The sequence below is a fragment of the Nocardiopsis sp. N85 genome, from assembly GCF_028882275.1.
Taxonomy (GTDB): domain Bacteria; phylum Actinomycetota; class Actinomycetes; order Streptosporangiales; family Streptosporangiaceae; genus Nocardiopsis; species Nocardiopsis lambiniae.
In genome coordinates this window covers 248,900-260,099 of sequence record NZ_JARBUT010000009.1, presented here as the reverse complement: position 1 = coordinate 260,099, position 11,200 = coordinate 248,900, and the positions used below count along the sequence as shown (strand labels likewise).

Sequence of the window (11,200 nt, the reverse complement as noted above, 5' to 3'; positions counted from 1 at the left end):
TCATCGCGCGGGAGACGGTGATCGACAACGTCAATCCCACGATCGTGCCCCGCGCCCAGATCGCCCGGGAACGCCGCGAGAAGTCCGCCTGACCCTCCTTCTCGGCGACCGAACGCAGGGGCTCTCCCGTAGGGGAGGGCCCCTCGTGCGTGTCTGTAGGTTCTCAGCGGGGTTGTCCTCGAAAGGCATCACGAACTGGCGCGAGGCACCAGTCCCTCAACGAGACGACGCCTGATCCGTCTCATCGTTCTGTCCGATTCTGCGGCGACAGTCCTCATCGTGGCCCGCACGGGGGTGCCTTCCGAGGGCAGGGCACGGAGCCCTTTCCCCGATCACGGTGGCGTGAGCGGGTGCCCGGTACAGTTCCCCGCAGGTGGGCCGCTCCACGGGTGGGCAGGGCCCGTGAACAGGAAGAGCGCTCACCATGGTCACCGACAAGGACCTCACCCCCGTGCGATCGACGCGGTCCATGCCGCTGGTGTTCGTCGCCGGGGCGGCCATCGGGGTGCTGGGCGGGATGATCGGCCTGGGCGGCGCGGAGTTTCGCCTACCGCTGTTGATCGGCCTGTTCGGGTTCGCCGCCCTGTCGGCGGTCATCTTGAACAAGGCGATGAGCCTGGTCGTGGTCCTGGTGGCCCTCCCCGCCCGTCTGGTGGCCGTTCCCGCCTCTGATCTGATCGTGCACTGGCCGGTGGCCGTCAACCTGCTGGCCGGGAGTCTGGTGGGCGCCTGGGTCGGGGCGACGTGGGCGGTGCGGATGCGCTCGGCCACCCTCTACAAGGTCCTGGCAGGGCTGATGGTGCTCATGGCCGCCGCTCTGGTGGCCACCCACACCACCACGCTGGGCACGCTCCTGCTGCCGTTGTGGGCACAGGTCGTCGCCGGGGTCGTGGCCGGGTTCGGGATCGGGGTGGTCGCCGCGATCATGGGCGTGGCCGGGGGCGAGTTGCTGATCCCCACGATCGTGCTGCTGTTCGCCGTGGACATCAAGACCGCGGGCAGTCTGTCGCTGGTGGTGTCGCTGCCCACGATGCTGGTGGCCTTCGCCCGCTACAGCCGCGACGGCAGCTTCGCGGTGCTGGGCGCCAATGTGCGCTTCACCTTGGTCATGATCGCGGGCTCGGTGGTCGGTGCCGTGCTGGGTGGGTTGCTGCTCGGGGTGGTGCCGGACCTGGTGCTCATCCCCGTGCTGGCGGTGATCCTGCTCGTCTCGGCGGTTAAGCTCGCCCGCCACGACTGAACCGGCCGGTGCCCGTCAGAACCCGGTGGTGGCCCATGGTTTCCACCTATCCCGCGGACTGCTGCGCGACCAGTCTCGGGTTCGGCCTGCTGTCCCGCTCTTGGACCGCAGGTGAACCGTGAATTCCTCGGCCGGTGCGATGGATTGAACGTCGGGCCGCTCCAGGTCGCGTAGGAGCCGGGCTCCGTGACCGGTGCACCGCATCGGCTCGCGCAGCGTTGAACGGTGGTGGGGCCGAGCCTCGATGTCGGTTTCCAAGACGACGCGCTCGATTCTCATCGTCGCGCCATTTCGGACAAGTAGGTGGCACAACGATGAGAATGGTACATACCTAACGAGAGCCTACGGTGTCGGCCGGGAGGGGAGGGGCCGACCGGTCACTCGTCCTCCAGGACGGCCTTCATCCGATCGATCTCGACGTTCTGCTCGGCGATGAGGTCGTTGGCCATCTTCATCACCGTCTGGTCCTTGCCGAACTCCAGGACCTCCTCGGCCATCTCCACCGCGCCCTGGTGGTGGGCGGTCATCAGCTCCACGAAGAGGTGGTCGAAGTCGTCGCCCTCCGCGGCGGCCAACCGCTCCATGTCCTCCTCGGAGACCATGCCGGGCATGTCCTCGTGGTCCACCTGGAGGTCGCACCGGGGAACGTCGCCCCCCTCTTCGTGGTGGGCGGCGTCCTCGCCCAGACCGCAGAAGTTCTGGTGGGCGGGGTTCTCCCGGGCCGGGCCGAAGACGTTCTCCTCCAGCCAGCCCTCCATCGCGGTGATCTCGGGCTCCTGCGCCGCGGAGATGCGCTCGGCGATGCCCCCGATCCCGTCGCGCTCGTGGCGCTCGGGGGCCAGGTCGGTCATCTCCAACGCCTGGGCGTGGTGCTCGATCATCTTCACCAGGTAGAAGACATCGGCCTCGTTGTGACCCTGTTCTTCGGCCAGTGCCGCGATCTGGTCGGCGGTGGCCGGTGACGACGACTCTCCCGGGGCACCGGGGGCGATGACGTTCGCCGACTCCTGCGGCTCGTCCTCCCCGGTGCAGGCCGAGGCTCCGAGGAGCGCGAGAACGGTTCCTGCCGCGAGTGCCAGGCGACGCACGGGATGTCCTCCAAGAACGGAAGTGTGGGGCGGGCCCGGGGCTGTGCGCCGCCTCCGGGGGCCGCGCGGCGTGCGCGGTGGTCCCGGCCGGAGGAGAACGCTCTGGTGGGCTTTCTACTCACTCCCGAGGTGTTCTGTCCACCCTTGGGGCCGTGTCGGCATCGTTTCGTTCACTCCATGTGTCTTGAGTGCGCGGTCTGTCCGATGTGGGCACTCTGCATGTCTCGCGGTGTTTCTCCTGGTCCACGACTTAAGGGGGGAGTACAACACAAAGTAGTCAATATATTGCACCATGTGTTCATCGGGGGTGTGCCGTGGGCGGGGGGAACGGACGAGGAGGGCGGCCACCGGGCGTCCTCCTGCGCTGGGGCGGGGTCGGCGCGACCCTCGTCCTGCTGCTCGCGGCCACCGCGGCCACCGCGGCCCCCCGGGCCCGGGCCGGGACCGAGGACGAGGTCACGGCCGAGGGGATGATCCATGTGGCCGGGCTGCCCAAGCCGACGCCGCTGGACCGCGAGGCCGCCTTCAACTCCGATCTGGCGTTCACCGGCGACCACCTCATCGGCGGGAACTACGACGGGTTCGTCGTCTACGACATCTCCGACCCCACCCGGCCCTCCGTCGTGTCCACGGTCGTGTGTCCCGGCGGTCAGGGTGACGTGTCGGTCAGCGGAGACCTGCTGTACTTCTCCGTGGACTACCCGCGGGCGGGCGAGGAGTGCGGCGCGCCCGCCGTTGCGACCACCGACCCCGACGGGTTCGAGGGCATCCGGATCTTCGACATCTCCGACAAGGAGAATCCGCAGTACGTGGCGGCGGTGCGCACCGACTGCGGCTCGCACACCAACACCCTGGTCCCGGGCGAGGACGGCGAGCACGAGTACGTCTACGTCTCCTCGTACTCGCCCTCGGAGCGGTTCCCGAACTGCCGGCCGCCGCACGACAAGATCGCCGTCATCGAGGTGCCACTGGCCGATCCGGCGGCCGCCCGGGTCGTCGCCGAACCGATGCTCTTCCCCGACGGCGGGGCGGACTCCACCACCGGCTGCCATGACATCACCGTCTACCCGGAGCACGGCATCGCCGCCGCGGCCTGCCTGGGGGACGGCCTGCTGCTCGACGTCTCCGACCCGGTCGCCCCGCAGGTCCTGGACCGGGTCCGGGACCCGAACTTCGCGTTCTGGCACTCGGCGACCTTCACCAACGACGCCGGCACGGTGATCTTCACCGACGAACTCGGTGGTGGGAGCGGGGCGGTCTGTACCGAGGAGATCGGACCCGAGCGCGGAGCGAACGCGATCTACTCGGTGGACCGCTCGGGGGACCGGAGCGAACTGCGATTCAGGAGCTACTACAAAATGCCGCGTCACCAGACCGAAACCGAGAACTGCGTGGCGCACAACGGTTCGCTCATCCCGGTTCCGGGCCAGGACTTCTTCGTCCAGTCCTGGTACCAGGGCGGGGTCTCCGTCATCGATCTCACCGACCCCGACCGCCCCGTGGAGATCGGCCACTTCGATCGGGGTCCGTGGGATCCCCAGACCCTGCGCACGGCCGGTTCCTGGTCGGCCTACCACTACAACGGACACGTCTACTCGTCCGACATCCGGCGCGGGCTCGACGTTCTGCGGCTCACCGACCCACGCCTGGAACCGGCGCGCGAGGTGGTCATGGAGGAGTTCAATCCCCAGTCCCAGCCCTCCTTCTCCGGACCTGAGGGGCACCCGTGACAACGTGACGGTCAAGGACCGAACCGGGGTGGTGACGCGGTCCGCCGGAGGGGCCCGTCATCGCCCTCCACGCGAATCTAGGCGCCGTGCGCAACCGGACCGGGACGTATTGACAGTGTGTTAACCGGCCTGTTTCTTTTGTTCCCCCCTATACAGATAGATGTTGAAGTGTGTACTTTTTTCCTGTTCAGCGCCAAACCCGAACAGGAGCCCCCATGGCGTCGTCCCCCACGCACACCTCGTCGCCGCGCTCGCGGAGATCCAGACTGAAGAGGGGATCGGTCGCCCTCGCCGGCGCCGCCGCCCTCGTCGGTGGTCTCCTCGCTCCTTCCGCCGCCGTCGCCGACCAGACCTTCGTCAGTGACGCCGACACCAGCGCCAACGTCACGCACGTCGCCAACGTCCCCAAGACCGAGGCGATGAGCGACTTCAACTCCGACCTCGCGTTCACCGGTGACCACGCCATCGGCGGCAACTACAACGGCTTCGTCATCTACGACATCTCCTCCCCGGAGGACCCGCAGGTCGTCTCCGAGGTCCTGTGCCCCGGCGGTCAGGGTGACGTGTCGGTCAGCGGAGACCTGCTGTACTTCTCCGTCGACTACGCGCGTGCCAGTGACGAGTGCGGTGCCCCCTCCGTGCCCACCAGTGACCCCAACGGGTTCGAGGGCATCCGGATCTTCGACATCTCCGACAAGGAGAATCCGCAGTACGTGGCGGCGGTGCGCACCGACTGCGGCTCGCACACCAACACCCTGGTCCCGGGCAAGGACGGCGAGCACGAGTACGTCTACGTCTCCTCGTACTCGCCCTCGGTCAACTTCCCGAACTGCCGGCCGCCGCACGACAAGATCTCCATCATCGAGGTGCCCCTCGACGACCCCGCCTCGGCGCAGGTCATCGAAGCCCCCGTGCTCTTCCCCGACGGCGGCAACACCAACACCAGCGGTTGCCACGACATCACCGTCTACCCGGAGCACGACATCGCGGCCGGCGCCTGCATGGGCGACGGCATCCTGATGGACATCTCCGACCCGACCGCCCCCGTCGTCACCGACGTCGTCCGCGACACCAACTTCGCGTTCTGGCACTCGGCGACGTTCACCAACGACGGCGCCACGGTCCTGTTCACCGACGAGCTCGGCGGTGGTGGCGGCGCGGTCTGCACCGAGGCCATCGGCCCGGAGCGCGGTGCCAACGCCATCTACACGATCGACGGCTTCAAGGGCAAGAAGAAGGACCTCGAACTGGAATTCGAGGGCTACTACAAGATCCCGCGCCTCCAGAGCACCACCGAGAACTGCGTGGCGCACAACGGTTCGCTCATCCCGGTTCCGGGCCAGGACTTCTTCGTCCAGTCCTGGTACCAGGGCGGCGTCTCCGTCATCGACTTCAACAACCCGGCCAAGCCGAAGGAGATCGGCTACTTCGACCGAGCCCCGATCAACGAGGACCGCCTCGTCCTCGGCGGTTCCTGGTCGGCCTACTACTACAACGGCTACGTCTACTCCTCCGACATCACCCGAGGACTCGACGTCATCAAGCTCACGGAGCCCCGGCTCCGTCCTGCCGAGCGCGTCGGCATGGACGAGTTCAACCCGCAGTCGCAGCCGGAGTACCGCCCCGGCCGCCGCTGAGCCGCACCGAAGCCCCCCGGTCCGCACCGGGCCGGGACGGGTGACGTGAGAGGGGCCGCGGCCGTGCACGCCGCGGCCCCTTCGCGTACCCCCCGTTCACCCCCTAGTGCACAGGAGTCCCCATGCCTACAGCACGCAACAGGAAAGGTCCGCGTCGCGCCACCGCTCTGGCCGTGACCGCCGCGACCTCCCTGCTCGTGGGTCTGCTCGGCCCGGCGACCGCCCACGCGGACACGCCTCCGGCCGACGCGATCCACAGCTCCAACATCGAGCACGTGGCCCACGTGCCCAAGCCCTCCACCGTCCGCAACGTCAACTCCGACCTGGCGTTCACCGGCGACCACGCCATCGGCGGCAACTACGACGGCTTCGTCATCTACGACATCTCCGACCCGGAGAACACCACCGTCCTCACCGAGGTCCTGTGTCCCGGCGGTCAGGGTGACGTGTCGGTCAGCGGAGACCTGCTGTACTTCTCCGTGGACTACCCGCGGGCGGGCGAGGAGTGCGGCGCGCCCGCCGTTGCGACCACCGACCCCGACGGGTTCGAGGGCATCCGGATCTTCGACATCTCCGACAAGGAGAATCCGCAGTACGTGGCGGCGGTGCGCACCGACTGCGGCTCGCACACCAACACCCTGGTCCCGGGCGAGGACGGCGAGAGCGACCTCATCTACGTGTCCTCGTACTCGCCCTCGGAGCGGTTCCCGAACTGCAAGCCGCCGCACGACAAGATCTCCATCATCGAGGTGCCGCACGACGACCCGGCCTCCGCCGCGGTCGTCAACGAGCCGGTCCTGTTCCCGGACGGCGGCAACCACAGCCAGCCCGGCCTGCTGCTGCCCACCCAGGGATGCCACGACATCACCGTCTACGCCGAGTACGACATCGCCGCGGGCGCCTGCATGGGTGACGGCGTCCTGATGGACATCTCCGACCCCGTGAACCCGGTGGTCACCGAGGTCGTCCAGGATCCGAACTTCGCGTTCTGGCACTCGGCGACGTTCACCAACGACGCCAAGAACGTGCTGTTCACCGACGAGCTCGGCGGCGGCGGCGCCCCGACCTGCACCGAGGCCATCGGCCCGGAGCGCGGTGCCAACGCGATCTACCGGATCAAGGGGAAGAAGGCCGAGCCGGTCCTGGAGTTCGCCAGCTACTACAAGATCGACCGGCACCAGGGCGACCAGGTCTGCGTGGCGCACAACGGTTCGCTCATCCCGGTTCCGGGCCAGGACTTCTTCGTCCAGTCCTGGTACCAGGGCGGCGTCTCCGTCATCGACTTCAACAACCCGGCCAAGCCGAAGGAGATCGGCTACTTCGACGTGGACTCCCGCGTCGAGGAGGGCGTCCTGGACAACGACACCTGGTCGACCTACTACTACAACGGCTACGTCTACTCCAACGACATCACCCGTGGACTCGACGTCCTGAAGATCACCGACCCGCGTCTGCGGGCCGCCGAGCGCGTTCGCTTCGACGAGCTCAACCCGCAGGGCCAGCAGGGCTACCGCCCCGGCCGCTAGGGCGGACACCTCACCCGGGCGGGGGCGGCGCGGACGCGCCGTCCCCGCCCCTTCGCGTCCGGGGCCGCCCGTACGGAGAAGCCGCCGAGGGGCACCTCCGGCACCCGGATCGCGCGGCCGGTCGCCTCGGGGAGGTCGACGCGAGGGCCCTCCGGTGGCCGGAGACCGGTCAGGAACGGAGAAGCCCTCCACCGTTCCGAGTGTCCATCATGGTGGTGGACCCCATGGTCGCCGACCATGGGCGGAAAAGGATCGTCGGTGATGGCGACGGCATCGAGATCCGCGAGGAAGGGTGACGGGACGCCATGACGAAGGGTTTCTCCGAGGAGGAGCGCGCCGCGATGAAGGCGCGCGCGGCCGAGCTGAGGACGCGGGAGCGGCGCGGCCGGTCCGCGGACAAGGCGGCGGCCGACGAGGCGGACGTGCTGGCGAAGATCGAGCAGATGCCGGAAGGGGACCGGGCGCTGGCGGAGCGCGTGCACGCGATCGTGACCACCTTCGCCCCGGACCTGGCGCCGAAGCCGTACTACGGGCAGCCGGGCTACGCGAGGAAGGGGAAGGTGGTGTGCTTCTTCCGTAGCGGGCTCCTGGACAAGGAGCGCTATTCGACGTTCGGGTTCGCCGCGCAGGCGGATCTCGACGAGGACGACGGCCTGTGGCCGACGGCGTACGCGCTGACCGAGCCGACCGAGGAGGCCTGGGAGCGGCTGGCCGGGATCGTCAGGCGGATCGCCGGTTGAGGGGTTCCGTCCCGCGGGGGTGACGCGGCTCCCGGAGCCGCGTCACCGCCCACGAGCGCCGCGCGTCCCCGACCGGTGGACCAGCCCCGCCCCGTTCGGGATCAGCCGAAGAGACGGTCCGTGGGCACGTCCAGGACCTCCGTCATCCGGCCGGTGAAGTAGACCGTGCCCAGTGCCAGCACCCGATCGCCCAGGGCGGCCACCCGCGCCGGGGACAGCTCCTCGGTGTCCGCCCGACCCCAGTGCGCGGGCGGGGCGTACTCGAAGCGCAGGTGCGCCTCGGGCAGGCGCACCATGGTCACCGGCAGGTCCCCCAGCACCCCCACCGCACCGGAGACGTCCTTGTGGTCGGGCAGGCACAGCAGCACGTGGTCCACCCCGCCCCAGACCGAGCGGGCGTGCGCCAACGCGGTGGCCACCCCCACCCGATCGATCGCCGAGTCCACGATGACCTCGGCCCCCGCCGCCCCCGGCACCGGATGCCGCGAGAGCCGGGCCGGCAACCGCAGGGTGCGCAGGGTCGCGTGCAGCCGTTCCGGATCCGGCGGTCGGCGGCCCAGGCACTCCAGGGTCCGCGCCGCCGCGGCCGTGCCCAGCACCCCGGACGCCGCCGACAACCCCGGCGGGCGCAACCCCACCGGCGGCTCCGCCCCCGGACGGTCGGGGTCGGCGACCTCGGCGACCACACGCCCCCCGGTGACCTCGACCAGGGCGGCGTCCACGGCGGCGGCGACCTCCGGGACCTGAGGCAGGCGCACCAGGGCCCGGGTGCGCTCCCCGACGACCCGGGTCTTCTCCCGGGCGATCTCGGTCACGGTGTTCCCGAGGATCCCCACGTGTTCGGCGAAGATCGCCCCCATGGCCACGACCTCCGGGCCGATCAGCCGCAACTCGTCGCGGTGGCCGCCCATACCGGCCTCCAGCACGCACACGTCGGCACCGATGTCGCGGGCGTGCAGCAGGGCGGCCACGAGGAACAGCCCGCTCGGCGCCAGGTACCCGCCCGCCTCCTCCGGGGAGGGCAGGGTCCGTCGGACCCGGTCGATCCGCGTGCCCAGGGACTCCAGCACCGCGTCGGTGACCGAGGTCCCGTCCACCCGCACCCGTTCCCGGTAGGAACGGAAACTCGGTCCGGTGGCCAGCACGGTCCGCAGCCCCGCCGACGCCAGCGCGGCCGCCGCCGTCGTGGCGGTGGTGCCCTTGCCCTTGGAACCCACCACGCCCAGCACCGGGGGCCGCTCGCGGTCCAGGCCCAGGGCGCGCAACAGCTCCAGTGCGCGGGGCAGATCACGGGTCAGACCGGGGGCGCGGTCGGACCACTCGACGAAGAAAGGGTCAATGACGGGCATGGTTCCAGTATGGTCCGGGTGATATCGCGGACCGGACTCCTCACCCGGCGTCCGAGGCCCGGTGAAGCCGCGTACACTGACGCGGTGTGTACACCCCGACCTCCGAAAAGTCGTGAGTGAGGACGGCGCCGCAGGGCGCTACGCCGAGGTGACGGCGGAGATCCTCTCCCGAGCTCCCGAGACCGACATCGACCCGCGCCTGGATCGCGTCCGCACCCTCCTGGACCTGCTGGGCGATCCGCACCGCAACTTCCGGGTCATCCACGTCACGGGAACCAACGGCAAGACCTCCACGGCCCGCATGATCGACGCGATCATGCGCGCCCGCGGCTTGCGCACGGGCCGCTACACCAGCCCGCACCTGCGCACCGTACGCGAGCGCATCGTCATCGACGGGGAGCCCGTCTCCCAGGAGCGGTTCGTCGAGATCTACGACGACATCCGCCCCTACATCGAGATGGCCGACTCCATGAACGACGCACCGCTGTCGTTCTTCGAGATCCTGACGGTCATGGCCTACGCGGTCTTCGCCGACACCCCGGTCGACATCGCCGTCGTCGAGGTGGGCATGGGCGGTCGATGGGACGCCACCAACGTCGTCGACGGAGACGTCGCGGTCGTCACCCCCATCGGCATCGACCACACCGAGTACCTCCCCGACACCGTCGAGGGCATCGCCGACGAGAAGGCGGGCATCATCAAGCCCGATTCCGTCGCGGTCGTCGCCCAGCAGCCGGTGGCCGCGGCCGAGGCACTGCTGCGCAACGCCGCCGAGGTCGGTGCCCGCGTCGCCCGGGAGGGCCTGGAGTTCGGAGTCCTGAGCCGCGAGGTCGCGGTCGGCGGACAACAGATCGCCGTCAAGGGCCTCACCGGCAGTTACGACGGTCTCTTCCTGCCGCTGTTCGGCGCCCACCAGGCGGGCAACGCCGCCGTCGCCATCGCGGCGGCCGAGGCGTTCGCCGCCACGGGCGAGGACGCGGCGGGCCTGGACCCGGCCATCGTCTCCGAGGCGCTGGCCGGGGTGGACTCACCCGGCAGGTTGGACGTGGTGCGCACCAGCCCCACCGTCGTCGCCGACGCGGCGCACAACCCGGCCGGAATGATCGCGACGGCCGCGGCCGTGGAGGAGGCCTTCGGCTTCTCCCGACTGGTGGGCGTGGTCGCGATCATGGCCGACAAAGACGTCGAAGGGATCCTGGATCCCCTGGAACCGTTGCTCGACGAGATCGTCGTCACCCGCAACTCCTCACCCCGCTCCCTCGAACCCGAGGACCTGGCCGCCCTGGCGGTGGGGGTCTTCGGCGAGGATCGCGTACACGTGGCGCCCCGACTCGACGACGCCCTCGACCTGGCCGTGGGCCTGGCCGAGGAGAGCGGCGAGTTCGGCGGTACCGGTGTGCTCGTCACCGGTTCGGTGGTCACCGCCGGAGACGCGGTGCACCTGCTGCGCGGCGCGGGGGAGTGAGCGGGCCGACGATCTCACTGACGAAGGGAAACCCATCGTGCGTGTCGTCTGCGCCGTCGTACTGATCTTCGAGGTCATCGTCATCGGCCTGTTCATCCCCGTGGCCATCTCCCTGGAGGGGATGGACCCGGCCCTGGCCGGCGGGCTGTGGGGCGGTATGGCCGCCGCGGCCCTGGTCCTCGCCGGGCTCCAGAAGTACCGCTGGGCGCACTACGCCGCCTGGGTGTTGCAGGCCGCGTTCCTGTTCAGCTCGTTCATGGTCTCGGGTGCCATGCTCATCGCGGTGGTCTTCGTCTCCCTGTGGGTCACCGGTGTGATCATGGGGCGCCGCACCGACCAGATGAAGGCCGCGCACCTGGCCCGGGCACGGGCCGAGGAGGAGGCGGAGGCGGGGAACGCCGTCAGTGCCTCGTCGGGGTCCTGAA

9 protein-coding genes are annotated in these 11,200 nt (G+C 69.6%); 7 read left to right on the top strand and 2 right to left on the bottom strand.

Annotated features, from left to right (window positions below; translation table 11 throughout):
• The first annotated feature begins 424 nt into the window (after positions 1–424).
• A complete protein-coding gene (locus PWG71_RS15380) occupies positions 425–1,240 on the top strand; it encodes a sulfite exporter TauE/SafE family protein (protein ID WP_274810392.1) in 816 nt (271 codons plus the stop codon).
• Positions 1,241–1,617: 377 nt separating this feature from the next.
• Here the strand turns inward: PWG71_RS15380 and PWG71_RS15375 are convergent, their stop codons facing one another.
• The gene (locus PWG71_RS15375; RefSeq protein ID WP_274810391.1) at positions 1,618–2,328 is read right to left on the bottom strand and encodes a DUF305 domain-containing protein; all 711 of its coding nucleotides are present in this window, start codon (positions 2,326–2,328) and stop codon (positions 1,618–1,620) included.
• Positions 2,329–2,642: 314 nt separating this feature from the next.
• On the opposite strand from PWG71_RS15375, the gene PWG71_RS15370 reads away from it, so the two are divergent.
• The 4 genes from PWG71_RS15370 to PWG71_RS15355 all read left to right on the top strand — a co-directional run bounded on the left by PWG71_RS15370 (position 2,643) and on the right by PWG71_RS15355 (position 7,961).
• On the top strand, positions 2,643–4,058 hold the full coding sequence (locus tag PWG71_RS15370) for an LVIVD repeat-containing protein (RefSeq protein WP_446725033.1): 1,416 nt from the start codon (positions 2,643–2,645) through the stop codon (positions 4,056–4,058).
• 215 nt (positions 4,059–4,273) lie between these two features.
• The gene (locus PWG71_RS15365) at positions 4,274–5,695 is read left to right on the top strand and encodes an LVIVD repeat-containing protein (protein ID WP_274810390.1); all 1,422 of its coding nucleotides are present in this window, start codon (positions 4,274–4,276) and stop codon (positions 5,693–5,695) included.
• A 122-nt stretch (positions 5,696–5,817) separates the two neighbouring features.
• Positions 5,818–7,221 carry an LVIVD repeat-containing protein gene (locus PWG71_RS15360; protein WP_274810389.1) on the top strand — a complete coding sequence of 468 codons (1,404 nt, stop codon included), beginning with the start codon at positions 5,818–5,820 and terminating at the stop codon, positions 7,219–7,221.
• A 305-nt stretch (positions 7,222–7,526) separates the two neighbouring features.
• A complete protein-coding gene (locus PWG71_RS15355) occupies positions 7,527–7,961 on the top strand; it encodes a DUF1801 domain-containing protein (RefSeq protein WP_274810388.1) in 435 nt (144 codons plus the stop codon).
• 101 nt (positions 7,962–8,062) lie between these two features.
• Here PWG71_RS15355 and PWG71_RS15350 read toward each other — a convergent pair whose 3' ends face one another.
• Positions 8,063–9,310, bottom strand: coding sequence for a hypothetical protein (locus PWG71_RS15350; protein WP_274810387.1), 1,248 nt, complete (start codon positions 9,308–9,310; stop codon positions 8,063–8,065).
• A 112-nt stretch (positions 9,311–9,422) separates the two neighbouring features.
• On the opposite strand from PWG71_RS15350, the gene PWG71_RS15345 reads away from it, so the two are divergent.
• Positions 9,423–10,775 (top strand): bifunctional folylpolyglutamate synthase/dihydrofolate synthase, encoded by a 1,353-nt coding sequence (locus PWG71_RS15345; RefSeq protein ID WP_274810386.1) that lies wholly within the window; start codon positions 9,423–9,425, stop codon positions 10,773–10,775.
• A 37-nt stretch (positions 10,776–10,812) separates the two neighbouring features.
• Positions 10,813–11,199 (top strand): DUF4233 domain-containing protein, encoded by a 387-nt coding sequence (locus PWG71_RS15340; protein WP_274810385.1) that lies wholly within the window; start codon positions 10,813–10,815, stop codon positions 11,197–11,199.
• Position 11,200 lies beyond the last annotated feature (1 nt).

What these genes read in the sequence shown, in the direction of transcription:
- PWG71_RS15365 (WP_274810390.1), top strand. Translation starts at nt 4,274, where the DNA reads ATGGCGTCGTCCCCCACGCACACCTCGTCGCCGCGCTCGCGGAGATCC.
- PWG71_RS15350 (WP_274810387.1), bottom strand. Translation starts at nt 9,310, where the DNA reads ATGCCCGTCATTGACCCTTTCTTCGTCGAGTGGTCCGACCGCGCCCCC.
- PWG71_RS15380 (WP_274810392.1), top strand. Translation starts at nt 425, where the DNA reads ATGGTCACCGACAAGGACCTCACCCCCGTGCGATCGACGCGGTCCATG.
- PWG71_RS15355 (WP_274810388.1), top strand. Translation starts at nt 7,527, where the DNA reads ATGACGAAGGGTTTCTCCGAGGAGGAGCGCGCCGCGATGAAGGCGCGC.
- PWG71_RS15360 (WP_274810389.1), top strand. Translation starts at nt 5,818, where the DNA reads ATGCCTACAGCACGCAACAGGAAAGGTCCGCGTCGCGCCACCGCTCTG.